This window comes from Achromobacter sp. (assembly GCF_049647645.1).
In the GTDB taxonomy this organism is placed as follows: Bacteria; Pseudomonadota; Gammaproteobacteria; order Burkholderiales; family Burkholderiaceae_B; genus Achromobacter.
This window is the reverse complement of the sequence record NZ_JBARYB010000205.1, coordinates 1-24,373: the sequence shown is the minus strand read 5'-3', so window position 1 is coordinate 24,373 and position 24,373 is coordinate 1. Positions and strand designations below refer to the sequence as shown.

Here is a 24,373-nt window from a genome sequence, read left to right as displayed (position 1 = left end):
GCCGATGCCGCCTGTGCCGCGCTGATCGGCACCGGGCCGCAGGCCGTCACGCAGTTGGCCGCGCTGGCCGCCGTGCGCGATCTGCGCCGCGTGCGCGTCTACAGCCCCACGCCGGAAAACCGCCGCGCCTTTGTCGCCAGCGTGCAAGCCAAGTATCGATTCGAGGTCGAGGACGCATCCAGCCTGGAGCAGGCGCTGGCCGGCGCGGAAATCGTCACCTTGATCACGCGCGCCGTCGAACCTTTCGTCGACGCGGCCATGCTGGCCGACTGCAGGCACCTGAACGCCGTGGGCGCGATCCTGCCGACCAAGGCCGAATTCGCGCAGGACGTGTTCGAACGCGCGGACCGAGTGGTGGTGGACGACATGGAGAACGCGCGCCGCGGCTCGCGTGAATTGCGCGAACGCTATGGCGCCGATGGCGCGCCATGGCCGGGCGTGGCGGTGCTGAGCGATCTGCTCGCCGCGGACGCAGGCCGCCCGCAGGATGCGCGGCTGACGATCTTCAAGGGCATGGGCATGGGCCTGTCCGATCTGGCGATGGCGCGGGTGGTGTACGAGCACGCCCGCGACCACGGCCTGGGCGTGGCGTTGCCGCCCCAGACCCGCGAGAACCTGCTGCTGTCGCAGCCCTGAACCGAATCCGCATAACCAGACAGCCGGCGCGAGGCGCCGGCGGCAAGAGGAGACCCCATGTTCGTCGATGTCAGCGGCGCGAGTCCGCGGGAACAAAACAAATGGCAGTCCATCGTCATCCCCAAAGAGGATATCGATCTTGAGATCGCGCGCCTGACCGACGCGCCCCGGCCGGACAACGGCCGCCGCGCGTCCCTCATCGTGCACCCTGAGGCCACGGCCCCGGGCCTGGGCCTGGCCCCGGGAACGGACGTCACCATCAACGTGGTCAATCCGGGTGAAAGCACCTACAACCTGCGCAAGAACTCCAACATGCTGGAGATCTGTATCAGCGGCGAGGGCGTGGCCACGGTGGCCGGACGCGACATCCGCGTCCGGCACTGGGACGTCTGGAACACGCCGGCGATGCAGGTGCATTCCTACCGCAACGAAGGCAAGACGCCATGGGTGCGCCTGTCGTACTCCAACGCCCCGCTGCTGGAAAAGCTGGAGATCCACTACGTCGAGGAGTTCGAGGGCGGCGTGCCGCCGGCCGACGCCAACACCAAGCCGGTGCCGCCGCGCGCGCCGGATGCGGCGCGTTCGCGCGACCTGGCGCTGCGCGAGCAAATCACGCCCGAGGGCGCCTGGCTGCTGGGCTATGAATGGCTGATCGACATCGAGGTGCTGGAATCCAAGGCCCTGCACTGGCCCTGGACCGCGGTCTCGCGCCAGCTGCCCAGCGTCGAGGACATGGCGCGCGGTTACAACGGCCGCCGCCTGTTCGTGCTGTACAACCCGGCGACCGAGCGCCGTATCGGCACCACGCACAGCTTCTTCGCCACCATTTCCTCGTCGCCGCCGGACAACCACCATGTGCCGCACCGCCACAGTTCGTCGGCCATCAACTATTACCTGCGCGGCAACGGCTACAGCAAGGTCAACGGCGTGCGGCTGGACTGGAAGGCGGGCGACCTGATCCTGTCGGCGCCGGGCTGGGCCATGCACTCGCATCACTCCGGCACGGAGACAACTTCCGCGCTGACGGTTCAGGACCACCCGCTGCAGATCGCCATGGAGTCGCTGATCTGGCAGGAGCGCATGCAGGAGCCCATCCTGGCGCTGGGCAGCCAGAGCGGCTTCGAAAGCAACCGCGCGCAGCTGGCCGCCACGGCTCGATAGGCCTAGAACCGATACCTGGATCCGCAATGACCATGACTGAAATTTCCGACACCCCGGCGCTGCGCGCACGCCTGCGGGACTTCTACGACGACTACGCCTACTGCCTGGACGAAGACCGGCTGGAGGACTGGCCCGGCTTCTTCACGGAAGACTGCCACTACCGCGTGCTGTCGCGCGAGAACCATGACGCCGGCCTGCCGCTGGGCCTGATCTATTGCATGAACAAGAACATGGTGCGCGACCGCGTCACCGCCTTGCGCGAAACCACCATGTTCGAGCCGCGTTCGCTGCGCCACTTCGTCAGTGGCGTGCGCGTCCTGGAAGTGCAGGGCGACCACATCGTGGCGCAGGCCAACTTCGCCGTGATGGAGTCGCTGTCCGACCGGGAGCCCACCTTGAACATGGTGGGCCGCTACCTGGATGTGCTGCGCGTAACGCCCGAGGGCCTGGCCTTCAGCCGCCGCGACTGCGTGTACGACAACTACCGCGTGCGCACCTCGCTCATCGTTCCCATCTGAATCCGCCCCGAGGATACCTGTCATGACCTGTTCCCACACCACCGTGCCGGAGGCTCCGGCGGCGGCTCCCATCCATATCGAACGCCGCTGGCCCAAGGAGGGCTATACGCGCATCCCCAACTGGGTATACACCGATCCCGCCATCTTCCAGAAGGAAATGGACGTGTTCTTCGGCGGCAAGACCTGGAACTACGTGGGTCTGGAGTGCGAAGTGCCGGAAACCGGCTGCTACAAGCGCAACTGGATCGGCAACCGCCCCGTGGTCATGGTCCGCAACGCGGAAGGCGAGATCAACGTGCTGGAGAACCGCTGCGCGCACCGCGGCGCGCAGATCTGCTGGCAGAACACCGGCAAAGTGGAGGACTTCACCTGCCCGTACCACCAGTGGAACTACGACCTGAACGGCAACCTGCAGGGCGTGCCGTTCAGGCGCGGCGCCATGGGCCGTGGCGGCATGCCGCGTGACTTCGATCCCAAGCAGAACGGCATCCGCAAGCTGCGCAGCGTGAACCGCGGCGGTTCGATCTGGGCCACCTTTGCCGAGGACGCGCCCAGCTTCGAAGAGTATTGCGGCCCCGAGGTGCTGGCCGAGATCGACCACATGCTGCCGGGCAAGCCGCTCAAGCTGCTGGGCTACAGCCGCCAGCTGATCCCCAGCAACTGGAAGATGTACCTCGAGAACCTGAAGGATCCGTACCACGCCACGCTGCTGCACACCTTCTACATCACCTTCGGCCTGTGGCGCGCGGACTCCAAGTCCGAGTGCATCCCCACCGGCGGTGGCGCGCACAGCGTGATGGTGTCGCACAACGAGGGCAAGAAGAAGACCGAAGCGACCACGGAGATGAGCCGCTTCCGCGACGACCTCGAATTGCTGGACCTGGAGACGGTGACCCCGCGCGCCGAGTTCAATCGTGGTCGCGTCGGCGGCGCGTGGGTGTTCCCAGCCGCGCAGTTCGGCATCCAGGCCAACTCGCTCAAGACCCGCCACGTGATTCCGCGCAGCCCCACCGAGCACGAACTGGTGTTCACCTACTACGGCTACGAGGACGACGACGAGGAAATGACCCGCCTGCGCCTGAAGCACGCCAACCTGCTGGGTCCGGCCGGCTTCGTGTCGATGGACGACAGCGAAATGCTGAACCAGGTGCAGATCGGCGTCACCGGCTACCCGGAAGCGCGCGGCATCGTCGAGATGGGCGGCCGCGATACCGAGCCCGCCGACTATATGGTGACCGAGGTGCTGATCCGGTCCTTCTACGACTACTACCGCCAGGCGATGGGGCTGTGAGCATGGATATCTGGAAACCGGTCGCGATGGTGTCGGACATTTCGCCCGACACCGGCACCTTGCGCGTGGTGCATGAGGGCGAGGGCGTCTGCCTCTACGACCTGCAGGGCGATATCTGCGCCACGCAGGACCGCTGCCCGCATGGCAATGCCAGCCTGGCCGATGGCTACCTGGAGGACGGCACCATCGAATGCCCGCTGCACCAGGGGGTCTTCGACATCCGCACCGGCAAGCCGCAATGCCCGCCCGTCACGACGGACCTGCGCCGCTACGAGGTGCGGGTGGAGGCGGGTACCGTCTACCTGAAGGCGGAGGCGGCATGAGCTCGGCCGCCATCGTGGTGGTTGGCGCGGGCCAGGCGGGCGGCTGGGCCGCGGCGACCTTGCGCGAGCGCGGCTACGAAGGCCGCATCGTGCTGCTGGGCGATGAGCCTCACGCGCCTTACGAACGCCCGCCCTTGAGCAAGGCGGTGCTGGGCGGCCAGGCCCTGCCAGAAAGCACTGAGCTGTTTTCGGCCGAGCGGCTGGCCGCGCTGCACATCGAGTTCCAGCCAGGCGTGTCGGCGACGCGTCTGCGCGTGGCCGACAGCCGGGTGGATACCTCGGATGGCGGCGCCGTTGCCTACGACAAGCTGATCCTGTGCATGGGCGGCAGCCCGATAGTGCCCGCGCTGCCGGGCGTCGACGGCCCGGGCGTGCACGTGCTGCGTACCCGCGGCGACGCGCTGCGCCTGCGTGCCAGCCTGGGGCCGGGACGCCGTCTGGTCGTGGTCGGCGGCGGCTGGATCGGGCTGGAGGTAGCCGCGACGGCGCGCCAGTCGGGCAGCGCCGTGACCGTGCTGGAGCAAGGGCCGCGGCTGTGCGCCCGCAGCGTGCAGCCCGGCGTTTCGGCGCACCTGGCCGCGCTGCATGCCGCGCATGGCGTGGACTTGCGGCTGAACACCGGCCTGCGCGCGGTGCTGGCGCAGGCGGACGGCCGTCCGATGGCGGAACTGGCCGACGGCACGCGCCTGGACGCGGACGCGATCGTGTTGGGCGTGGGCCTGCGGGCCAATGACGAACTGGCGCGCGCGGCCGGCATCGCCTGCGAACGCGGCGTGCTGGTGGACGCGTATTGCAGGACTTCGGCGCCGGACGTCTACGCGGCGGGCGACGTCGCGGTGCTGGCGGCCGAGGACGGCCAGGCGCGCATGGAGTCCTGGCAGAACGCGCAGGACCAGGGCACGGCCGCCGCGTTGTCGGCCCTGGGCCTGGGCGAGCCTTATGCGCCGACCGGCGCCGTCTGGTCGGAGCAATACGACGCCATGGTGCAGATCGTCGGATTCCCGGGCCTGGCCCGCAGCGAAGTGCTGCGGCCGCAGGCCGCGGACCGCGCCTTGCTGTCGGTGGCGCTGGACGCACAGGGCTGCGCCGTGGCTGGCGTATCGGTGGATGCGGCGCGCGATTTCCGCCAGCTGCGCAAATGGATCGCGCAGCGCGCGGCCCTGGACCCGGCGTTGTTGCAGCGGCCGGATGTGCCGCTGGCCAGCGCCCAGATTGGATGAGGATCGCAATGGAAAACCCTATTTTGCCCATGCTGGCCAAGGCGGCCTGCGAATCCGTGGTGCTGGAATTCTTCCATGCCCTGGACATGCGGCGTCACGAGGCCGCCGCCGCGCTCATGGCCGAGGATGGCGTCTGGCAACGGCAGGGACGCCGGCTCGCCGGCCGCCAGGAAATCCTGGAAGCCCTGAATGCCCGCGCGCCCGAACGCAGCACCTGCCATGTCATCACCAATCTGCGGCTGGTCGAGTTGGCCGGTGCGCGCGCGACGGTCGGCTATTTCCTGACCGCATACGACAGCGTGCCGCACGAACAAGGCGGCGCGCCGCGCCTGGTGTCCATCCGCGAATGCCAGGACGTGCTGGTGGAGACGGAAGGCGGCTGGCGGCTGGCCGACAAGAGCAGCCGCCGCCATCTCCCGCCGGAATGACGGCCTGAGTATCACGGAGATCCCCACGCACCCCGAATCGATACAAGCTCGCGCGCCCGGACTATTCAAAAAGCAGCGGTCGCGTACCCAAAATCCCTCAGGAGACAAACAGTGAAACCCTCAAGAATCTTGCATTGCATGCTGGCGGCCGCCTGTGCGGCCGTCGTGTCGGGCGCCCAGGCGCAGCAGGCCGACTGGCCGACCCACCCGCTTACGCTGGTGGTGCCGTTCGCGGCCGGCGGCGGTGGCGACACGCTGGCGCGCCTGGTCGCCGAACCCCTATCGCGCGAACTCGGACAGTCCATCATCATCGAGAACCGCCCCGGCGCGGGCGGCAATATCGGCACCTCGATCGCCGCGCGCGCCAAGCCCGACGGCTACACGCTGTCCTATGGCACCAATGGCACCCAGGCCACCAATCACTGGCTGTACAAGTCGCCGGGCTATGCGCCGTCCGACTTCGAGCCGATCTCGCGCTTCACGGTCATCGCCGCGGCGCTGGTGGTCAACGCCACGGACGAGCGCTTCAAGACCCTGGCGCAGTTGCTGGCCTACGCCAAATCCAACCCCGGTGAACTGACCTGCGGTTCCGCCGGCAACGGCACGTCCTCGCATCTGGCCTGTGAACTGCTTAACCAGATGGCGGGCACCAAGGTCATGCACATCCCCTACAAGGGCGGCGGCGCGGCCATGACCGATCTCCTGGGCGGGCGTATTTCGTTCATGATCGACGTCATGCCCAACGTGTCGGGACAGATCGCGGCGGGCAAGCTGCGCGCGCTGGGCGTGACGACGCCGGAGCGGGTGGCGTCCAACCCGGATATCCCCACGCTGAACGAAGCCGGCCTCAAGGGCTATGAGTTCTTCGCCTGGGACGGCCTGTACGCGCCCAAGGGCACGCCGGTGGCGGTGCTGGACAAGCTCAATGCCGCCGTCAACCGCGCGCTGCAGCAGCCCGAGGTGCGCAAGATGCTGGAATCCCGCGGCGCCATTCCTTCGCCCACCTCGCGCCAGGCTCTGGCGGAGTTCGGCGCGGAAGAGTACGCGCGGCTGGGCAAGGTCGTGAAGGTGGCGGGCGCCTCGATCGACTGAATGGCAATCGCCTGAAAGAGCCAAGCCGGCGGCGCGTGCCGCCGGCTTTTCCCTTGGGAAACAAGGACGCTCACCAAGCCATGCGCAGGCGCCCGAGCGCGGGCAAAGATCCCACCGTGGCCGCCAGTCCTCCGGGGGGCGGCAGCGGTTCGTGATCCGCCACGCGCCCATCCGGACCGAGGAAGTCGCTCAGCACATCGTCGCGCAGCCGGATGAAGCGCGGGTCGCTGCGGTTGCGCGGATGCGGCAGATCGACCTCGACGATGCGGCGGATGCGTCCCGGACGTGGCTGCATCACCACGACGCGGTCGCCCAGGAACACGGCTTCCTCCACGTCGTGCGTGACCAGCACCATGGTGATCTGCTCCTGCTGCCAGATGCGCTGCAACTCGTTCTGCAGTCGGGACCGCGTCAGCGCGTCCAGCGCGCCCAGGGGTTCGTCCAGCAGCAGCACGCGCGGGCGGTTGACCAGGCCGCGCGCGATCGCCACGCGCTGCGCCATGCCGCCCGAGATCTGGTGCGGGTAGGATTTCTCGAAGCCTTGCAAGCCGACCAGCGCGATATGCTCGGCCACCAGCTCGCGCTTTTCCGCCTTCGACAGGGGCGCGTTGCGTAGCGCCGTCGCGATATTGCGCTCCACGTTCAGCCATGGAAAAAGGCGGTGGTCCTGGAACACGATGCCGCGGTCCAGGCCCGCGCCGCGCACCGGCTTGCCGTCCAGCAGGATCTGGCCGGAGTAATCGCCGTCCAAGCCCAGGATCAGGCGCAGCAGCGTGGACTTGCCGCAGCCGCTGGCGCCCACAATGCTGACGAAGCGCCCGGCGGGCACGTCGAGGTTGATGTCCTGGAGGACCTGCAGCGCCTGCGCGCCGTCGGCGGGGCCGGCATAGCGTTTGCCCACGCCGCGGATGTTCAATTCCTTGCCGAAGATGCTAGTCATTCCTTTCCTTCTTTATCAGGCGGCGCCATGGCGGTGCCGCGCCAGCCGGCGCTCCAGCGCACGGGCCAATGCATTCATGGTCCATCCCACCAGGCCGATCACGAACATGCCGAAGATCACCAGGTCCATCTGGAAGTGTTCGCTGCCTTCGATCAGAGTGTTGCCTATGCCATGGCCGGCCACCAGCAGGTACTCGGCGCCTATGGTCGCCAGCCAGGAGTAGATCAGCGCCAGGTACACGCCGGTGAATATCGAGGGCGCTGCCGAAGGCAGCACCACGTGCAGCAGTGTCTGCCAGCGGGAGTAGCCGAACACGCGCGCCACTTCCAGCAGCGTCGTGGGGGTGCTGCGTATGCCGTCGCAGGTGTTGACGACGACGGGTACCAAGGCCGCTAGCGACAGGAACGTCACCTTGGCCACGTCGCCCAGGCCGAACCAGACCGAGATGAGCGGGATCCAGGCGAACAGCGAGATCTGCTTGAAGGTGTTGAAGCTGGGCCCCACGATGCGGTTGAACAAGGGCAGCAGTCCCAGCAGCGCGCCCAGTATCAGGCCGAGTGCGGTGCCTATCGCGAATCCGGTGAATTCGCGCGCCAGGCTTGCGCTCAGCGCGCGCCACAGCCGGCCCGAGGAGATCTGGCTGGCGGCCGTCTCCAGCACCTTGCCTGGCGACACCAGCAAGGGCGTGGATACCCAGTTCAGCTGCGCCAGCGCCCACCAGGCCAGGATCGCGGCGGCGGGCAGTACCAGGCCGCGCCAGCGCGCTTGCAGCCAGCGGCTTGCGCGGCGGGCCGCGGGAAGCGGGGAGATGAACGCCACCGTCATGCGTGGCCTCCTGCGGACGCCGCGCCCAGGCGGGTAGCGGCCTGGCCGCCGGCGGCGCGGGTTTCGGCCAGGTCCAGCAGCTTGTCGATGGCGTAGCCGATGGCGCCCACCACGATCACCGCCGCCATCACCAGGTCCAGTTGGAACAGTTGCCGGCCATAGACGATCAGATAGCCCAGCCCTTCGCTGGACGCGACCAGCTCCACCACCACCAGCGACAGCCAGGCCTTGGTGAAGCCCAGGCGCAGGCCGGTAAAGAGCGTGGGCAATGCATGCGGCAGCACCACTTCCAGTACCTGCTGGCGCCGCGTGTAGCCGTGGACGCGGGCAACTTCCAGCAGGCTGGCCGGCGTCTGCCGGAATCCCTGCAAGGTGTTCAGCGTCACCGGCACCAGCGCCGCCTTGGCGATCAGGATGTACTTCAGCGGCTCGCCTATGCCCACCAGCAGCAGCACGAAGGGCAGCCAGGCCAACACCGGGATCTGCACCAGGGCGTTGAAGGTGGGCAGGATGTAGGCTTCCAGCGGGCGCCACAGTCCCATCGCCGCGCCCAGCGCCAGGCCCAGTGCGCTGCCGACCGCGAAGCCCACCAGCACGCGCTGCATGCTGGCCTGCACATGCAGCCACAGGTCGCCGCTGCCATAGAGGTCCTGCAAGGTGAGCCAGACGAAATGAGGCGAGGGCAGCACCTGCGGCGAGATCCAGCCTTGGGACGCGCCCAGTTGCCAGAGTGCGAGCAGCGCCAGGGGCAGCAGCCAGGGCAGCAGACGGCCGCCGGCGCTGCGCAGCAGACCAAAAGGTGTGTGGCGCGCGCTACGCCGTGTGGACGGAAGCGGCGCGCTCAGGGTGTTCTCAGCCATGGAGGCTCCTTATCGCGCCGCGGCGGTGTTCGCCTGGCGCTCGCTGGATGCAGGCTGGCCTTGCGCGTTGAACGCGGTCCAGCGGGTCGAGAGATTGGCCTTCTGCAACGCGGCGTTGAGATAGCGCGGTTCGAACCAGCCGTCCACGCTGACCGGGCGGCGGATCAGCTTCAACTTCAGCGCATCGTTCGCCACGGCCTGGTAGCGCGAGGCCAGGAATTCATCCAGCAGCGGAGAATTGCGCACCGCCAGCACTTCGCCCTCGAACTCCGCCTGCCAGGACGCATATGGCGTGCCGCTGCGCGCCCACAGCTGGAAGAGGGCGTCGCGGTTCTGCTCATCGGAAGACCATTGCGCCGCGCGCACGAACACGTCGACCACGCGCTGCACGGCCTCGGGGTTCTCTTCCTCGAAGTCCTCGCGCACCAACAGGGACGCCTGGCGGGTGAACGAGGGATCCTGGCCCTTGGTCGAATAGATGATGCGCGCCAGGCCCTGGTCGCGCAGCTTGAAGTACTCATAGCCGCCAAACGCCGCGTCCACGCCGTTGGAGACCAGCGCCGCCTGCGCGCTGCCGGTGTCCAGGTTGACGCCCTTGATGTCGCGCTCGGTCAGCTGGCGCGAGGCCAGCACGTTGATGGCGACCAGATGGCCATTGGTGCCGCGGAAGATCGACACCTTGCGGTCCTTCAGGTCCTCCAGCGATTGCAGTGCGGAGTTCTTGGGCGTGGAGACGTAAAGGTTGTTGCGCACGCCGCTGCCCAGCAGGATGCGGGTCTTCAGGCCGTTGGAGCGGCCCACCACCGAAGGCAGGTCGCCCTGGTAGGCGAAATCGATCTGCTTGTTCGAGAGCGCTTCGTTGACCGCCGGGCCGGCGCCCTTGAAGAACAGCCATTGCACCTGGGTGCCCGTGCCCTGGAAGGCCGCCTCCAGCCAGTTGTTGGCGCGCGCCACGCCGCCCGGCGAGCCGCCCCAGGTGATGGGGTCGCCGCCGCCGGCGGTCGCCACGCCGATGCGCACCACCTCGGGCGCGGCCAGGGAGGCGAGGCTGACGGCGCACAGGGCAGCGCCCAGCGTCAGGCGTGAAATCAGGCTGTGGGGAGAGAACAGGGTGCGCATGGTCGTTCCAAAAGGTGATGATGAAAAAAGGGGCCCGGGCCGGCGCGCGCTGGCCGCGGGCAGCACCAGCCACCCGCCGGCGTATGCGGACGGGCGGAATTGCCGGATAGCAACGAGGTCAGGCCGCGCGCTTCTCGGCGCGCGCCTGTAGCTTCTGCTCGATGCGCGTGCCCTTGAAGAATTCGGGATGCGCCTGGGTGTAGAAGCGGTAGGGGTTGTCGAACACCAGGGCCTTGAAGTCCGCCGCGCTGATCACGCCGTCTTCGACCAGGTCCCAGCTTTCGGCCAGCGGCTCGGTCAGGTCGGGCACGTCCCAGTGGCCGACGTCCGACGACCAGATCGCGTTGAGCTTGGTGTTCAGCGGATTGGCGCGGTCGTTGAAGGCGGCGCCTATGGTCCGGTCGTCGGCCTCCGATCCGAAGTAGAAGCTGTCGACCCAGCGCTTGCGGATGTCCTCCACGCTGTCGATGCCGGCCGCGGCGAAGTCGTCGAGCTCATCGCCCTGGGGCTCGCGGCTGTGATGCAGCGCCGACAGGCCCAGGCTGTCGCGCAGCAGGGTGTCCTTGTTCACTTCGCGTCCCTTCAGCAGTTCAGCGCCGTAGCGCTCGAACAGGTCCGCCAGCAGTTCCACGTCCGCATTGGCCGGGTTGTACTGCTGCACGGCGTTGCGGTTGCGCTTTTCCCAGCGGTCCACCAGATGCGCGTACACATGCGCGCCCCAGTCCGCGCCGCCCTCCAGCAAGGCCACGCGCAGATCGGGAAAGCGCCGCGTCACGCCGCCGAAGAACAGCGCCTTGGCGAAGGCCTGGGAGCCGTCGGCGAAATGGCCGATATGGTTGAACATATAGTTGCTGATGGAATGCCGGCCAGTCCAGCCCTGGCTGCCGTAATGGGTGGCGAGCGGCACGCCCAGCTCCACCGCCTTGGCCCAGAACGGGTCGTAGTCGTACTCGCTGTCCAGCCCGAAGAAGTCGACGTAGGACGCATGCCGCGCGATCTCCGGGTACTCCGCCGGCGGGTACTTGTCGGCGATGGCCTTGATCGGCCGGCGCACGCCGCCCGGAATGTTCGCCACCTTCAGCCCCAGCGTCTTGACGGCGAATTCGAGTTCTTCGATGGCTTCCCGCGGCGTGTTCAGGGGAATGCCCGCCACGGGCGTCAGCCGGTCGCTGTACTTGCGGTACTGGTCCGCATGGAAATGGTTGATCGCGCGATGCAAGGGCTGACGGTATTCGTCGCCTGCGCCCAGAGGCGCCAGCACGTCGTTGGGAAACAGGATGGAGTAGTCGGAGCCTTGCTCCTCCAGGCGTTCATACAGCAGCTCCGGCAGCGTGACCGTGGCCAGGTCCAGGGTATTGCGTGTGACGCGCGCCCACCAGGGCGAACGCAGCGTGCGGTTGTGTTGCCGTTCGGCGGGCGTCTGCTGATACCAGTCCTTGCCCTGGGACTTGGTGGCGAAGCGCGAGCCCTGCGTCTTGCGCAGCACGTCCACCAGCTTGGAGCCGCCATAGTGCTGGATGTAGTCCTCCAGCACGGGCGCGTAGTCGTTGACGTGTACGTCGGTATCGATCACGGGATAGTCCAGCTTCGCCTTGATGGCGGCGGAGCGGGAAGCCTGGGTACGGTGCAGCCGGTCGTTCATGCGGGTCTCCGAGAGTGAAACGGACGCGGCGCCTTGCGGATTCGGCAAGGCCGGCGCGGACTGATCACAGTACGGGAGATGGTTGCCTGGCCAAACGACCGATACGAAATTTCTAACCAAGTGATGTGCTTATGGCATGGGTGGGGGGTGGACGAGTCTCGCGGTCCGCATACTCAAAGTTGGGTATGCGCCATCGAAAAGACGCTCCTAACATGGTTTGCGCCAAGGCCGTGCACATCGATCCCAGCGCTGCCATGGCAATAACCTGAGGGGAGCATCTCTTCCCAGGATTTCCGCGTGTGCGGATGGCATCTGCTCCGTTGCGCTTCATTCAACTGGCGGAGAGATGATCCGGGTTTTTTCACGTACCTTGGCTTGCACTGCAACTTGGAAAGCGTGCCGGCTTGCGCATATTGAGTTGGTAGAGATCGTGGTCTCGGTTTGGCGCGCACAGCGGCCAATGCCCGGGGGCGGTCAGGGAGCGTCTCATGAAACGTTTCGTCAATGTCGAGGCTGTCAACCTGCGGTCCACGCCCAGTACTGCGAAGAACTCGCCGATCGGCAGTCTCACGCTGGGCCAGGAAATTTTCGATCTGGGGGACGGGCCGGGTGGGTGGCATCACGTTCAAACGGAAATTGCCGGGGTGGCGCTCGAGGGATATTCGGTTGACGGCCTGGCGGACTCGAAGTTCAAGTGGGCCAAGGCCAAACAGCCAACCCTGCGGTCACCCGCCACGCGCGCGCGTGAAGCGCTTGTGGCGGCCGCGGTGGAGCAGTGGCTTCGATTCGACAAAGGGCACGGGAAAGAGAACGCTGAACCCTATAGCAGCTACATCCACGAAATGTGGAAGGCGCTGGGTCAGGACCTGACCGGAAAAGATACCGGTTACCCCTGGTCCGCCGTTGCCATTTCCCTCATGGTAAGGAACGCGGCGAAGGTTATCCCGGAGTACCAGGCCTTCAAGCAGTCAATCGGCCACGCGAGGTTCATGTGGGACGCCATCAAGAAGGGGGCGAGCAAGGATGTGTCCGCGCCGTTCTGGGGTGTTCCGCTAATGGAAGACAAGCCGCAGGTTGGCGACATCATCGGCAGTTGGCGGGGAACTCCCTTCACGTTCGACCAATATCTCGCGGCGACGAAAAATCCGGAGGCTCCTAGCCATTCTGACATTGTTGTGGCGGTAGGTTCCGAAGTTGCGTTGGCCGTGGGCGGCAACGTCAGGCAGTCCGTCTACGTTACCGGATACCAGCTGATGGCCGACGGAAAGCTCGGAAAGAACCAGCGGTTCGATAAGGGAAAGCTGGTCGGAGAAGCAATTGTCCTGATGAAAAATCGAGTCGCTTGAGGTAACTGTCATGCGCATCGCATTCGCGTCTTGCATCGCCACCAATGTATTCAATGACCAGCCAGTTTGGGACTGGATCAGGGCGCAAGCGCCGGATCATTTGATCTTGCTCGGCGACAGCATGTACCTGGACATACATGTCGAGGAAGCAGGGCATCCAAAGGATATGAGCGTGAACGACTTTGCCAAACATGCGTTTTCTCGGTACAGCGAGCTGCTTCAGCAGGCGCAGTTCTCAAGGCTTGTGAAGTCGCTGCCAGCGGGTTGCGTCTGGACGACTTGGGACGATCACGACTGCCTATGGAATGATGTCTTGGGCGCGGTAGCCAGCGAGAGCCCCGCTCAGGCGCCGAAACTGCGTATCAGCACTGCCCTGCATGAGGCGTTTCGCAAGACTCTGAAAAAAGGCATGGCGGCTGGCTCATTTCCCAATGCCTACGATGCTCCGTCCCTTTGGAAGCCGAATCAACCGCCTCTGGAATCGCCAAGTATCAAGCTGTCGAATGACGTGATGTTGCATCTTGCCGATGTGCGCAGCTGGCGTACGGGAACCTGGCTGATTCCAGACGACGCGCGCACGATATTGGGCGCCCGACAAAGAGCCGGCTTCGACGTTGCCATGGAGCGCGCGCCTGATGCCATTCACCTCTTTGCCAGTGGCTCCACCTGTGCTGATTACAAGGTTGGGTATGCCGGTGACTGGGAGTGGCTGCTTGGCCGGGCAGCCGCCAGCAAGATCCTGGTGCTCAGCGGGGATATCCACCGTAACGAGTCTGATGCTTTTTTCACCACGGGTTGGCCCCTGCATGAGGCGACCTCATCGGGCGCGGCAGTGAAATACGCTGTGACGGTCGGAGAGACGTACAGGAACTATGGTCTGGTCGATATCGACGAGACGCACGTTTCATTTTCTTTTTTTGCGGAGAACCAGCCTGAGCCGCGCCATTCGCGCAAACTAAGCCGCGCGAGCTGGCTCCCTGTATGAAACCCCGGCGTCGTGAACTCTTGAGCGCGCTAGTCGCGCTGCCCTTTATTGGGGGGTGCCGATCGCCGCGCCTAGCTTCGGAAGACGCTCAAGACAGCACTCTGCCCGAGGGTCTCAGCCCTATCCTGACACCGCGTCCTGGGAGGAAGGCCAAGGGCGCGCCGGCTTGGGTGGTCGATACCCACGCGCACTTCTTTAATGCCAGCGATGTGCCGGTGGAAGGATTCCTGGCGGGGCCGGTTGCGCATAGCCGATCCGGCGTATCCAGGGCGCTGATTAGAGCGTTGGCCCCACTTGCCGGCCGGATTGCATCCCTGGCGCCGACCGCCGATGAAGAAATCAAAGAGCTTGTCGGAATGGCTCGCAACCATGCGGTAATGGGCCTGCCGCCAGAGGCAAGCGAAACGGTCCTGCGCCAGCGGCGAGCAGAGTTCTTGAGAAGACAGTCGGCCCTTTTCTTTGAGGTGGTACGAGAAACTGATTTTGAGAGGATCTACAACGGTGCGGCGCCTACGAGCTTTACACAGGGAGGGGTGGACGGAAGCCTGGGACCGGACACGATGGCACTGGTTTTTCAAGCCACCGAGACCGGAGGACTGACGGAACCCATGAGCGATGGCGCGGCCCCGGGTGGCGGAGCATATCGGGAAGGTGTTGTGGGTTTCGTGGGATACATGCTGTCCTATCGATGGATGAATCTGCTCGCGTACCAGCAGTCGTTCACCACGGGTGACCAGGCTTTCGGGGTCGATCGCGTGCTTGCCTCCTTGGTCGACTTCGATTATTGGCTGGCTCCCGCAGCCCTTTCATCGCAAGAGAGCCAGATAGCGCTGCATCAGTTGCTTTCAGTGCTGTCGAATGGATACATGCGCCCCTTGGTCGCGTACAACCCCTGGAGTGCGGTGCTGGACCCTAAGCGGGTCCGCATGCGGGTGGCCGACGCGATAGAAAGTCGGGGGTTTGTCGGCATCAAGATTTACCCGCCGAACGGATTCAGGCCTCTTGTCAACCCTGACGTTCACCCAATGCGGCCGGGGGTACCGTCGGGTGCGGCCCTGGAGCGTGAGCTGACGGCGATGTGGAATATTGCCCAGCGTCTGGACGTGCCGGTGATGGCTCACGGCGCGTCAACAATGGGGTTGGATGACCTGCATGACGAGTACGCAAGCCCGCAGGGATGGACGCAAGCGCTGATGAAACTGGACTCGCCACGCGTGAACATCGGCCACTTTGGGGGAGATGACCTTGACGGTTGGTCAGCCGGGTTTGCCGCCCTGATGGAGGCTGGCGCGGGGAAGAACCTCTATGGCGATACGGGTTACTGGGAAAATCTGAGATGCGGAAAGTTGGAGAGTTGCAGCGCGCGCGGTCAATTGAAGAGGATCTTCGAAACCCATGCAGTGCTGAATGCCAGACTCATGTATGGCAGCGATTGGCACATGCTCTCTCAAGAGCGCGCATGGGCCCGGTATCCGTCGGAAATCTTGCGAGCAACGAGCGATCTCATAAATTCTGAATCGCTCTTTGGTGGCAATGCGATTGGCTGTTTTGGCAAAGCAGCACAACCGCCTTCGGCTTCTTGAGTCGGCGCTTGTGTGTCGCCCGCACGATTTTGGCTATCTGGTCTTCGAAAAATCCGCGCGCTCAAGGATGAAGCTGGTCGCCACGCCGAACACCACGCCCCAGAACGGCGCGCCGATGCCGAGCAGGGGCAGGCCGCCCAGAGTCACCAGAAAGGCGACCAGGGCGCCCAGCGTGAAGTGCTGGCGGAAAGCGGTATGGAACGCGCCTTGCAGGATGCGCAGGAGCGCCAGTCCCGCCAGCGTCGCCACGAAGGCCGCGGGCGTGGCCAATAGCGCTTGCGTGACCAGCGGCGAGAACAGTCCGAACACGATCACCATCACACCCAGGAAGATCGCGGCCAGCCAGTGCCTCGACGCGTCGGCGCCGGAGGCGATGATGGCGTTTGAAGGGCCGGCCAGGCAGGTGGACACGCAGCCCAGGCTTGCGGTCAGCGCCGAGAACACGCCGCAGGCGTTGGTGATCGCATTGACCGGCGGACGATGCAGCGAATTCCTCAGCACGGCAATCCCTTGCGCGTTCTGCACCGCGATCACGGTCACGGCCAAAGGCAGGACCAGCTCGAATGCCGCGGCCCAGGAGAACACCGGCGCGTAGAACTGCGGGCTTGCCACCGAGGTCGCAAGCGTGACGTGCTCCAGTTGCGGCGCTCGTCCCATGAATACCAGCACGCCTATTCCCGCGATCAGCGCGCCGATGATGGGCGAGAGCCGCTTTTGCACGGCAGGGAAGGCCGAGACCAGGAAGAAGGTGGCGGTCATGACGCCGGCCAGCCAGGGATCGGACGCGAACGACTTGATCCAGTCCAACGCGAAGCTGAGGAAGACGCCGGCAACCATGCCCATGACGATGGGCATGGGGATGCGGTCCATGATGGCGCCGACCCAGCCCGTCAATCCCAGCACCAGCATCAGCGCGGCGGTCAGCAGATAGGCGCCGATAACCTCGGCAAAGGGCAGGTGCTGCAGGGCGCTGGCCACGAGCACCGCGCCAGGTATGGTCCAGAGAAAGGCGAGCGGTTGCCGGTAGATGGCGGACATCACGATGGTGAGGATGCCGTTAAGCACGAATGCGGCAAATATCCACGAGGCCAGGGTGGCCTGGCTGAGGCCTCCCTTCACGCCCGCGCTCAGGATGATGGCCACTGGCGCGGAAGCGGAAAACAGGAAAGCGACGAAAGCGTTCGTCAGTTCAGTCGCCGGGAATGAAGACGGGGCGGCTGGAATCGTGTCTGGGTGGGCCATGGACTTATCTCATTAATGAGTGAAGCATCTTGCCGGGCACCGACACAATACAGGAAATGCCGCCCTATGAGCCGCGGGTCGGCCGAGCCGGAGCGCCCGGCGAGCCGTCGGGCGAGGCGGGCCGATAGCCTACGCCACGCAGCACGAAGTCGACCACCGTTTCGGCATAGCTCGCGCAGTTCTTCTGAAGCAATTCCATTTTGTCCTCTGGGGTGTACAGGAAGTGATTCAACAGCGCGCCGGCGACCAGGTCGAGTATCAGGGCAGGGGAGACGTCTTTCGGTATTTCATTCCGCTCCATCGCCTGCACGATGATCTTGCGTCCGTGTTCCCGGCTATGGCGTTCCCAGCCCGCAAGCGACTTGCCCAGTACTTCAGGAAAGAGCTTTGCCTCGATGCGGACCCGGGTGACGATGAGTCCGTAGCCCTGCGCATAGAATCGCAGGATTGCCACCGCCAGGTGGACCAGATCTCCGCGCAGGGATCCAGTATTGCCGAAATCCGGAAACGGGGCGGACATGTCTTGCAAGGTGTCCGCAATCAAGGCTTCCTTGTTGGGCCAGCGCTTGTAGATTGCGGCTTTACCGACTTTTGCCGCGCGTGCAACGCCATCTATGGTCAGCCCGGCCCAGCCCAGCTCTTTATAGAGGGTGAGTGTCGCGGCAAAGACCCGGGGCTCGAGCGTGGGATCTATCGGACGGCCGCGGCCAGGTGTAGACGGATTCAGAATTCTGCCCTCGGAGACGAAGCGGGTGGCGAGCAAGGCTCGCCATAAAGCAAAACGGAGCATGCCGTCATCGCGCATGCTCCTTCGGGGGGACTTACCGCTCAGATGCCGGGCGTATACCCGCGTACGGGAATCAGGGGCGGCTGGTGGATAGCACCAAACTAGTCGATGCCGCAAAAAACAGCCCCACGCCCTGCACAAAACTAAGCTGCGCGTCTTCGACCTGAGCTTCGGCGCTGCCCCGCAACTGGCGTACCGCTTCCTGAATGGCAAACATGCCGTACATGCCCGTGTGAGTGTAGCAGAGCCCCCCTCCATTGGTATTCATGGGCAGCCTGCCGGACGGCAGCGTATTGCCCTCGGCAATGAAGGCGCCGGACTCGCCTTTGCCCACGAACCCGATATCTTCGAGCATGTATAGCGGCAAGTGCGCGAACGCGTCGTAGCACATCAGATGGTCCACGTCGTCATGGCTGACGCCGCTGGTTTCGAACGCCTCCTTGGAGGATCGGCGGAAGGACTGGAACGAACTGACGTCTTCCATTTGCGACACCAGCCGCGATTCGGCGGATTCGCCGGACCCCAGCAAGTAGACCGCGCGGTCTGCCGAAGGCAGGTCCGCGGCCCGCGCGGCGCTGGTCAATACCAGGGCGCCGCCGCCGTCGGTGACGACACAACACATATCGCGGGTGAACGGGTAAGCGATGACAGGCGCGGAGAGCACTTCATCGGCGGTGACGATTTCCCGGCGCAGGGCGCGGGAGTTGCGGCTTGCCCATTTTCGCTGCGCGACCACGACTTCGGCGAGATCCCGCGGTCCCATCCCCCGGTCATGCAGGAACCGCAAGGCGGGCACGGTAAAGGTGGAATACGGCGCCACGGCCCCATATGGCGCTTCGAATTGCCCATCCGCAGCGGCCGCGTTGATGGCCCAGGCGGGCGCCCCGACTCTTGAGCGGCCGGACTCGCCATGCGTGATGAGGACCACGTTCGCAGCGCCCGAAGCAATGGCGGCCGCGGCGTGCCGCACATGGGAAAGGAAGCTGCATCCGCCGACCATCGTGCCATCGATCCATCTGGGGGTGATCCCCAGATAGTGCGAGACCTCCATCGGCATCAGTCCCGCGGTGGCGATGCCGTCTACGTCCGAGGGTGACAAGCCTGCGTCGCGCAGCGCATTTCTCGCCGCTTCGGCATGAAGCGCGATCACGGATTTGGAAGGAACGATGCCGATCTCATCCGTTTCGGCGGCGCCCACGATGGCCACGTTGCCGCCATGCATGTTTTTTTCGCTCATTTGCTGGTTACCTCGGGCTGAAACACGGGAAGCGATACGCCATCGCGTTGCACAAAGTCCACTATCAGGTCCATGTCCAATGGCAGGTTCTCCGGTTGCGGCGCGACGCCCACGATGTTGGTCATCATGCGCGGGCCTTCGGCCAGCTGGACCAGGGCGATGACGGGCGATGCGCCTTCATTGCCTGGAATGGGGCGGTGGTTGATCACATAGGAGATCAGTTTTGCTTTTCCGGAAACCTGTTGCCACCGGACCTGATCGGAAAGGCAATGCCGGCAGAAAATACCGGGATAGAAGTAGAACTTGCCGCAATCATTGCAATGTTGGATTTCGAGCCGGCCTTGTTTTGCCGCGTTCCAGTATGGAAGGGTTTCTGGTGTGGGTATGGGCTTCATGAATGTCGTTTCGGTTTGATTGACGATGGCGTTGCTTCGACTTGCTATTGATCTGCGCAATTTCCGTGCTACGATGATTTACAGACGAAATAAGTCTGAAAATAATAGTGCTGGCATGTGGCCGTGTCAACAGTCCCGAAGGCAGGGGATTGGTGGTCTGGAGAGCCTGCCGGCACCAGGGCGAAAATTCTTCCACGGAGATGCGCAATGGCTGAGCCGACTGATATCGGGACGATCCTGTCCCGCGGAGCCGCAACGGTAGAAAGCGGGCGGTTGAGATTTTTTTCCAAAGCAATCGGAGAGAGCGATCCGATCTACTTTGACGAGTCCGCGGCGCTTGACGCCGGGCACCGGGGCATTCCCGTTCCGCCGACCTTCCTGTTCTGCCTGAATGGCGAGGTCTCGGGCGCCGGCAATACCCTGTCGCGCTTGAAGTTGGACCTGGCGCGCATCCTGCACGCCGAGCAGGCGTTCAGCTACAAAAAAATGGTGTATGCCGGCGACGTCCTGCAGTTTGAAACCAAGGTGGCCGACGTGTACGACAAAAAGGATGGCCAGCTTCATTTTGTCGTCATGGAAACTGCCGTGAGCGATGTCGATGGCCACGTGGTGGCTCAGCTTCGCAGCACTATCGTCGAGCGTAGAAACGGATAAGGGGAACGGCCATGCAAAGACTTGATTTTTCCGCGGTTTCGGTCGGCGATGAGATCGCGCTGACAGATATTCCGGCCATTACCCGGACTACCTTGGCGTTGTACTGCGGCGCATCCGGCGACCACAACCCGATACATGTGGATATCGATTTCGCCAGGAAAGCCAAAATGCAGGACGTATTTGCGCACGGCATGCTTTCGGCCGCATATCTGGGAAGGTTGCTGACAAAACTGGTTCCGCAGGAAGACATCCGCAGCATGTCAGTGAGGTTTACCGGAATCACGAACGTAGGCGACAAGCCAAATTGTGTAGGCCGCGTGATCGAAAAGTCCGTTGCGCAGGGTGATAGGCTGGTCAAGCTGAGTCTGGGGTGCCTGGATCAAAATGGCGGACAGAAGGTCATTGGCGAGGCCGTCGTGGCTGCCTATTGAGGCAGCAAGGCCGTCACGCGTCGTGCGTGCGCTGCCAGCGGGCCCGCTCGATTCCCACGAAACCGGGCCGCGGGTCTTGCCGCTTGACAGCGGCAGAACGCGGCACTAATATTTACAGACAATAATCGTCCGTAAATTAAACAAGCAGTTTGACGGACGATGGAAAACGAGTTTGCACAGCAAATCATTGGAGGAAGACACATGGACGGCCAAGGACCCGAATCGAAAGGTTTCTACAGCCTCGCCGGCAGGCATCCCGAGCGCATTGCGTACATTGAGGCGGACGGAACATCGACGACCTTTGGCAAGTTGCTGGACGAGGTCAACAGACTGTCGAATGGGCTGCGCGCGCGCGGCCTGCGCAGGGGCGACGCGGTCGCCGTGCTGCTGAAGAACTGTCAGGCCTATTTCGAGCTTGCCTTGGCCACGGGGCAACTCGGGCTGTACCTGGTGCCGATCAATTGGCACCTTACTGCCGAAGAAATTGCCTACATCTTGCGCGATAGCGACTCAAAGATGTTGGTCGCGTCAAATGCGTTCACGTCCGGCCTTGCTTGCGCTGAATTGCCTGCGATGCGCTTCAGCATTGACGGGGCAGAGCCTGGCTGGGGCGGATTCGACGAATTGAAGGCGGGCAGCCGCGTCCCCGATCAGCGCAGTGCGGGCTCGTGGATGGGCTATACCTCCGGGACTACCGGCAGGCCCAAGGGTGTGAAGCGCAAGCTCGTGGACAAGAGTCCGGAGGAAGCCATCGGAAACGTCCCGGACGGGCTGGATCTGCTGGGCGTTTCTCATGACCCCGGCTGCCACCTGGTGTTTTCGCCGCTGTATCACTCCGCGCCTGCGGCGTGGGCGATGATGTCCCTGCATCGCGGCCACACGGTTGTTTGCCGCAACAAGTTCGATGCCGAACTGGCATTGCGGGATATCGAGAAATATCAGGTATCGACCGTGCACATGGTGCCGACCCATTTTGTCAGATTGCTGCGGCTGGAAAACCGCGAAAAATACGATGTTTCAAGCTTGAAGTGCGTGGTGCATGCCGGCGCGCCTTGCCCGATCGATGTCAAGTTCAAGATGATGGATTGGTTCGGGCCGAAAATCTGGGAATACCTGGGCTCGACGGAGGCTGGCATGTACTCGGTGGTGGGCCCGCAAGATTGGCTGAACAAGCCTGGAACGGTAGGCAGGGCGGCACCCGGCACCGTGCTCAAGATAGTCGGCGAGCATGGCGAGGAATTGCCCGCGGGCGAAGTCGGCATGATCTATTCGCGTAGCGGCATGACCGATTTTTCGTATCACAAGGACGAGGAAAAGACCCGCTCGACGCATCTCGCCGATGGCTATGCGACTTCTGGCGACATCGGCACCCTGGATGAGGATGGCTTTCTGTTCATTCTCGACCGCCGCAATGACCTGATCCTGTCGGGCGGCGTGAACATCTATCCCGCTGAAATCGAAGGCCGCCTTATTACCCACGGATCGGTGAAGGATGTCGCGGTCATCGGCGTGAGCGACCCCGAATGGGGGCAGAGCGTCCTGGCGGTGATACAGCCTGCCGACGCAGGCGCGGATCGCGCAGCCTTGGTTCAAGAACTCCGGGCCTACGCGGCCGAAACACTGGCGGGCTACAAGTGTCCGGGAAGGTATGTATTTCTTGATGAGCTGCCCCGCACGGAAGCGGGGAAGCTCCAGAGGAATGTTCTTAGGGATCGTTACAACACATCCAAAATGGAGATTTGAGCATGGGTATCCTGAAAGGCCGTACCGCGATCATCACAGGAGCAGGACAGGGAATTGGCGCGGCGGTTGCCCTCGCGTTTGCGCGAGAGGGCGCGAATCTGGTCATCAACGATCTGGGAACCGGGCCAGACGGTACTGGCGGCGACAACGGCCCGGTGCATCGTGTCGCCGAGCAGATCAATGATCTGAAAGGCAGCGCCGTAGCCGACTCCGGCGATATTGCCGACGTGGCTACCGGGCGGCGGCTGGTCGAGACGGCAGTAGCAAAGTTCGGCAAGCTCGATATCGTCGTCAATGTGGCGGGCATACTGCGCGATCGGATGATCTTCAACATGACCGAAGCGGATTGGGACGCCGTCATCCGCGTGCACCTGAAGGGACATTTCAGCACCGTTCAGCCGGCGGCGGCGTACTTTCGCCAGCAGCGGAACCCGAACGGGAACTATCGCATCATCAACTTCACGTCGGCTTCGGGTTTGCAGGGCTCTCCCGGGCAGGCGAACTATGCCGCCGCCAAGATGGGGGTGGTGGGGCTGACGTATTCGCTGGCGCAAGGGCTCGCGCGGTACGGGGTCACGGCGAACGCCATCGCTCCGGTGGCGGCGACCCGTCTGACCGGCACGATTCCCGGCGACAAGAAAGTGGGCGACGCAGGCAATGCCGGAATTGCCGCGCTCATGCCGGAGAACATTGCGCCCATCGTGTTGTATCTTGCCAGCGAACGTTCGAGCTGGCTTTCAGGGCGCACTCTGTCGGCCGGCGGCTTCGACGTGGGGCTGTACAGCAATCCCGAAGAGATTCGCCAAATCTGCTCCGCCAGCCCTTGGCAGTTCGATCAGTTGTCTTCCATGTTGGAAAAGACATTCAAGCAGGTCGCCGATGGCTTGCCTCCCAGCGTGTTCGCGACGCAGCTCGCCAGCGCGTCAGCGGGCTAGAAGTCGCGCCAAGTCTTCGGATCTGCGTTCGGCCGTGATGGCTGAAAACATACACACTATCCGCTACGTCGCCACGTCTCGGCCTACGCTGTCCCGTTTCGGGAGACGCATATCACAGGGCGAATATTCTGCGTGGCGTTCGTGGCGGGCGCGGGACTGGTCCAGCTGTGGCCCCGGCTTCCAGGAGCCGGGGCCACTTGGTTGCTGGCAGGAGCGTGCCTGCTCGCGCCTGCCGCCGGCATGCGCCTGCGGCGCGGCGCCGCGCGTTTGCTCGTGGTCTTGGCGCTGGGCGTATGCGCGGGCTTGCTCAACGCCAGCTTGCAAGCGCAGTCCAGGTTGGACGACGCGCTGTCGGACGCGCATCAGGACGCCGTGTCGCGCTTGGTGCTACGCATCGCGGGTCTGCCAGAAGGGGATGCGCACAGCCTGCGCTTCCTAGCCGAAGTGGACGAGCCGGCGCCGCCTGGCATTCCGTCGCGCATCCAGGTCAGTTGGCAGGCGCCGCCCGGCCCGCAGGCCGCGCTTCCCGAACTCAAACCGGGCCAGGTCTGGCGCATGGCACTAGTGCTGCGGCGTCCCCACGGCCCGCTGAATCCTGCCGGGCCCGATGCGGAAGGACGCCTGTTCGCGCAGGGGATACGCGCGGTGGGTACGGTGCGCGGGCAGCCCAGGCTGCTGGCGGACCGGCCCTGGGCGACGCCGGGCATCGCGATAGAGCGGGCGCGCCATCAGGTGCGGGAGGGCTTGCGCGCCGCCCTGGGGGAGCATCGCTACGCGCCGGTGATGATAGCCCTGGCCATCGGCGATCAGGCCGGGGTGGCACGCGAGGACTGGCGCCTGTTCAACCGCAGCGGTATCACGCATCTGGTGTCGATCAGCGGCATGCATGTGACCTCGATAGCGGGCATCGCCGGGCTGCTGGTGGCGGCGTTGTGGCGGCGGGGGCGCTGGCGCGGCGCGGGGCTGGCCGAGCATGTGCC

Annotated in this window: 24 protein-coding genes and 1 pseudogene; 16 read left to right on the top strand and 9 right to left on the bottom strand. The window is 64.3% G+C overall.

The genetic code is table 11. The features are described from left to right. The 8 genes and pseudogenes from WBB14_RS23045 to WBB14_RS23010 all read left to right on the top strand — a co-directional run. Positions 1 to 636 (top strand): annotated as a pseudogene (locus tag WBB14_RS23045) (ornithine cyclodeaminase family protein); the annotation flags it as partial. A 57-nt stretch (positions 637 to 693) separates the two neighbouring features. After that, the gene (locus tag WBB14_RS23040; RefSeq protein ID WP_424241896.1) at positions 694 to 1,797 is read left to right on the top strand and encodes a cupin domain-containing protein; all 1,104 of its coding nucleotides are present in this window, start codon (positions 694 to 696) and stop codon (positions 1,795 to 1,797) included. Positions 1,798 to 1,823: 26 nt separating this feature from the next. Then, positions 1,824 to 2,315 carry an aromatic-ring-hydroxylating dioxygenase subunit beta gene (locus WBB14_RS23035; RefSeq protein WP_332016134.1) on the top strand — a complete coding sequence of 164 codons (492 nt, stop codon included), beginning with the start codon at positions 1,824 to 1,826 and terminating at the stop codon, positions 2,313 to 2,315. A gap of 22 nt (positions 2,316 to 2,337) precedes the next feature. Further along, positions 2,338 to 3,606, top strand: a complete 1,269-nt coding sequence (locus WBB14_RS23030) for an aromatic ring-hydroxylating dioxygenase subunit alpha (protein WP_424241895.1) — start codon at positions 2,338 to 2,340, stop codon at positions 3,604 to 3,606. 2 nt (positions 3,607 to 3,608) lie between these two features. Next, positions 3,609 to 3,929, top strand: a complete 321-nt coding sequence (locus WBB14_RS23025; protein ID WP_424241894.1) for a non-heme iron oxygenase ferredoxin subunit — start codon at positions 3,609 to 3,611, stop codon at positions 3,927 to 3,929. Further along, positions 3,926 to 5,149 (top strand): NAD(P)/FAD-dependent oxidoreductase, encoded by a 1,224-nt coding sequence (locus WBB14_RS23020; protein WP_424241893.1) that lies wholly within the window; start codon positions 3,926 to 3,928, stop codon positions 5,147 to 5,149. Before WBB14_RS23025 ends, WBB14_RS23020 begins: the two co-directional genes overlap by 4 nt. Before the next feature lie 8 nt (positions 5,150 to 5,157). Continuing rightward, positions 5,158 to 5,577 carry a nuclear transport factor 2 family protein gene (locus WBB14_RS23015; RefSeq protein WP_424241892.1) on the top strand — a complete coding sequence of 140 codons (420 nt, stop codon included), beginning with the start codon at positions 5,158 to 5,160 and terminating at the stop codon, positions 5,575 to 5,577. Positions 5,578 to 5,715: 138 nt separating this feature from the next. Beyond that, positions 5,716 to 6,669 (top strand): Bug family tripartite tricarboxylate transporter substrate binding protein, encoded by a 954-nt coding sequence (locus WBB14_RS23010; protein WP_424241897.1) that lies wholly within the window; start codon positions 5,716 to 5,718, stop codon positions 6,667 to 6,669. A gap of 70 nt (positions 6,670 to 6,739) precedes the next feature. On the opposite strand, the gene WBB14_RS23005 is transcribed toward WBB14_RS23010, so the two are convergent. The 5 genes from WBB14_RS23005 to WBB14_RS22985 all read right to left on the bottom strand — a co-directional run bounded on the left by WBB14_RS23005 (position 6,740) and on the right by WBB14_RS22985 (position 12,055). Continuing rightward, positions 6,740 to 7,609, bottom strand: a complete 870-nt coding sequence (locus WBB14_RS23005) for an ABC transporter ATP-binding protein (RefSeq protein ID WP_424241891.1) — start codon at positions 7,607 to 7,609, stop codon at positions 6,740 to 6,742. 15 nt (positions 7,610 to 7,624) lie between these two features. Further along, positions 7,625 to 8,434, bottom strand: a complete 810-nt coding sequence (locus tag WBB14_RS23000) for an ABC transporter permease (protein WP_424241890.1) — start codon at positions 8,432 to 8,434, stop codon at positions 7,625 to 7,627. Beyond that, positions 8,431 to 9,294: an ABC transporter permease gene (locus WBB14_RS22995; protein ID WP_424241889.1), complete on the bottom strand. Its 864-nt coding sequence runs from the start codon at positions 9,292 to 9,294 to the stop codon at positions 8,431 to 8,433. The genes WBB14_RS23000 and WBB14_RS22995 overlap by 4 nt, the downstream gene beginning before the upstream one ends. A 9-nt stretch (positions 9,295 to 9,303) precedes the next feature. Next, positions 9,304 to 10,413, bottom strand: coding sequence for an ABC transporter substrate-binding protein (locus WBB14_RS22990; protein ID WP_424241888.1), 1,110 nt, complete (start codon positions 10,411 to 10,413; stop codon positions 9,304 to 9,306). A 118-nt stretch (positions 10,414 to 10,531) separates the two neighbouring features. Further along, entirely contained in the window at positions 10,532 to 12,055 is a 1,524-nt protein-coding gene (locus WBB14_RS22985) for an amidohydrolase family protein (protein WP_424241887.1), read from the bottom strand. Positions 12,056 to 12,543: 488 nt separating this feature from the next. Here WBB14_RS22985 and WBB14_RS22980 point away from each other — a divergent pair, with 488 nt between their 5' ends. The 3 genes from WBB14_RS22980 (at position 12,544) to WBB14_RS22970 (ending at position 15,969) form a co-directional block, all read left to right on the top strand. Continuing rightward, positions 12,544 to 13,401 carry a DUF2272 domain-containing protein gene (locus WBB14_RS22980; protein ID WP_424241886.1) on the top strand — a complete coding sequence of 286 codons (858 nt, stop codon included), beginning with the start codon at positions 12,544 to 12,546 and terminating at the stop codon, positions 13,399 to 13,401. A gap of 10 nt (positions 13,402 to 13,411) precedes the next feature. Continuing rightward, complete coding sequence (locus tag WBB14_RS22975) at positions 13,412 to 14,386, top strand: hypothetical protein (RefSeq protein WP_424241885.1); 975 nt, start codon at positions 13,412 to 13,414, stop codon at positions 14,384 to 14,386. Positions 14,387 to 14,556: 170 nt separating this feature from the next. Then, a complete protein-coding gene (locus WBB14_RS22970; protein WP_424241884.1) occupies positions 14,557 to 15,969 on the top strand; it encodes an amidohydrolase family protein in 1,413 nt (470 codons plus the stop codon). Between the two features lie 33 nt (positions 15,970 to 16,002). Here the strand turns inward: WBB14_RS22970 and WBB14_RS22965 are convergent, their stop codons facing one another. From WBB14_RS22965 to WBB14_RS22950, 4 genes are all read right to left on the bottom strand, one after another. Next, a complete protein-coding gene (locus tag WBB14_RS22965; protein ID WP_424241883.1) occupies positions 16,003 to 17,211 on the bottom strand; it encodes a benzoate/H(+) symporter BenE family transporter in 1,209 nt (402 codons plus the stop codon). A 64-nt stretch (positions 17,212 to 17,275) separates the two neighbouring features. Continuing rightward, complete coding sequence (locus WBB14_RS22960; protein ID WP_424241882.1) at positions 17,276 to 18,016, bottom strand: TetR/AcrR family transcriptional regulator; 741 nt, start codon at positions 18,014 to 18,016, stop codon at positions 17,276 to 17,278. Between the two features lie 55 nt (positions 18,017 to 18,071). Continuing rightward, positions 18,072 to 19,235 (bottom strand): thiolase C-terminal domain-containing protein, encoded by a 1,164-nt coding sequence (locus WBB14_RS22955; protein ID WP_424241881.1) that lies wholly within the window; start codon positions 19,233 to 19,235, stop codon positions 18,072 to 18,074. Next, positions 19,232 to 19,630, bottom strand: a complete 399-nt coding sequence (locus tag WBB14_RS22950; RefSeq protein ID WP_424241880.1) for a Zn-ribbon domain-containing OB-fold protein — start codon at positions 19,628 to 19,630, stop codon at positions 19,232 to 19,234. The genes WBB14_RS22955 and WBB14_RS22950 overlap by 4 nt, the downstream gene beginning before the upstream one ends. 207 nt (positions 19,631 to 19,837) lie before the next feature. Between WBB14_RS22950 and WBB14_RS22945 the strand changes: the two genes are divergently transcribed. From WBB14_RS22945 to WBB14_RS22925, 5 genes are all read left to right on the top strand, one after another. Continuing rightward, positions 19,838 to 20,284 carry a MaoC family dehydratase N-terminal domain-containing protein gene (locus WBB14_RS22945; RefSeq protein ID WP_424241879.1) on the top strand — a complete coding sequence of 149 codons (447 nt, stop codon included), beginning with the start codon at positions 19,838 to 19,840 and terminating at the stop codon, positions 20,282 to 20,284. Positions 20,285 to 20,295: 11 nt separating this feature from the next. Next, entirely contained in the window at positions 20,296 to 20,715 is a 420-nt protein-coding gene (locus WBB14_RS22940) for a MaoC/PaaZ C-terminal domain-containing protein (protein ID WP_424241878.1), read from the top strand. Between the two features lie 159 nt (positions 20,716 to 20,874). Further along, a complete protein-coding gene (locus tag WBB14_RS22935) occupies positions 20,875 to 22,458 on the top strand; it encodes an AMP-binding protein (protein ID WP_424241877.1) in 1,584 nt (527 codons plus the stop codon). A gap of 2 nt (positions 22,459 to 22,460) precedes the next feature. Then, the gene (locus WBB14_RS22930) at positions 22,461 to 23,393 is read left to right on the top strand and encodes an SDR family NAD(P)-dependent oxidoreductase (protein WP_424241876.1); all 933 of its coding nucleotides are present in this window, start codon (positions 22,461 to 22,463) and stop codon (positions 23,391 to 23,393) included. Positions 23,394 to 23,594: 201 nt separating this feature from the next. Then, positions 23,595 to 24,373 (top strand): ComEC/Rec2 family competence protein (locus WBB14_RS22925; RefSeq protein WP_424241875.1); only part of this gene is annotated, 779 nt, incomplete at its 3' end.

Bases quoted from the DNA above. Each gene is read 5' to 3' on its own strand.
- WBB14_RS23040 (WP_424241896.1), top strand. From the start codon at position 694: ATGTTCGTCGATGTCAGCGGCGCGAGTCCGCGGGAACAAAACAAATGG.
- WBB14_RS23035 (WP_332016134.1), top strand. From the start codon at position 1,824: ATGACCATGACTGAAATTTCCGACACCCCGGCGCTGCGCGCACGCCTG.
- WBB14_RS23030 (WP_424241895.1), top strand. From the start codon at position 2,338: ATGACCTGTTCCCACACCACCGTGCCGGAGGCTCCGGCGGCGGCTCCC.
- WBB14_RS23025 (WP_424241894.1), top strand. From the start codon at position 3,609: ATGGATATCTGGAAACCGGTCGCGATGGTGTCGGACATTTCGCCCGAC.
- WBB14_RS23020 (WP_424241893.1), top strand. From the start codon at position 3,926: ATGAGCTCGGCCGCCATCGTGGTGGTTGGCGCGGGCCAGGCGGGCGGC.
- WBB14_RS23015 (WP_424241892.1), top strand. From the start codon at position 5,158: ATGGAAAACCCTATTTTGCCCATGCTGGCCAAGGCGGCCTGCGAATCC.
- WBB14_RS23010 (WP_424241897.1), top strand. From the start codon at position 5,716: ATGCTGGCGGCCGCCTGTGCGGCCGTCGTGTCGGGCGCCCAGGCGCAG.
- WBB14_RS23005 (WP_424241891.1), bottom strand. From the start codon at position 7,609: ATGACTAGCATCTTCGGCAAGGAATTGAACATCCGCGGCGTGGGCAAA.
- WBB14_RS23000 (WP_424241890.1), bottom strand. From the start codon at position 8,434: ATGACGGTGGCGTTCATCTCCCCGCTTCCCGCGGCCCGCCGCGCAAGC.
- WBB14_RS22995 (WP_424241889.1), bottom strand. From the start codon at position 9,294: ATGGCTGAGAACACCCTGAGCGCGCCGCTTCCGTCCACACGGCGTAGC.
- WBB14_RS22990 (WP_424241888.1), bottom strand. From the start codon at position 10,413: ATGCGCACCCTGTTCTCTCCCCACAGCCTGATTTCACGCCTGACGCTG.
- WBB14_RS22985 (WP_424241887.1), bottom strand. From the start codon at position 12,055: ATGAACGACCGGCTGCACCGTACCCAGGCTTCCCGCTCCGCCGCCATC.
- WBB14_RS22980 (WP_424241886.1), top strand. From the start codon at position 12,544: ATGAAACGTTTCGTCAATGTCGAGGCTGTCAACCTGCGGTCCACGCCC.
- WBB14_RS22975 (WP_424241885.1), top strand. From the start codon at position 13,412: ATGCGCATCGCATTCGCGTCTTGCATCGCCACCAATGTATTCAATGAC.
- WBB14_RS22965 (WP_424241883.1), bottom strand. From the start codon at position 17,211: ATGGCCCACCCAGACACGATTCCAGCCGCCCCGTCTTCATTCCCGGCG.
- WBB14_RS22960 (WP_424241882.1), bottom strand. From the start codon at position 18,016: ATGCGCGATGACGGCATGCTCCGTTTTGCTTTATGGCGAGCCTTGCTC.
- WBB14_RS22955 (WP_424241881.1), bottom strand. From the start codon at position 19,235: ATGAGCGAAAAAAACATGCATGGCGGCAACGTGGCCATCGTGGGCGCC.
- WBB14_RS22950 (WP_424241880.1), bottom strand. From the start codon at position 19,630: ATGAAGCCCATACCCACACCAGAAACCCTTCCATACTGGAACGCGGCA.
- WBB14_RS22945 (WP_424241879.1), top strand. From the start codon at position 19,838: ATGGCTGAGCCGACTGATATCGGGACGATCCTGTCCCGCGGAGCCGCA.
- WBB14_RS22940 (WP_424241878.1), top strand. From the start codon at position 20,296: ATGCAAAGACTTGATTTTTCCGCGGTTTCGGTCGGCGATGAGATCGCG.
- WBB14_RS22935 (WP_424241877.1), top strand. From the start codon at position 20,875: ATGGAAAACGAGTTTGCACAGCAAATCATTGGAGGAAGACACATGGAC.
- WBB14_RS22930 (WP_424241876.1), top strand. From the start codon at position 22,461: ATGGGTATCCTGAAAGGCCGTACCGCGATCATCACAGGAGCAGGACAG.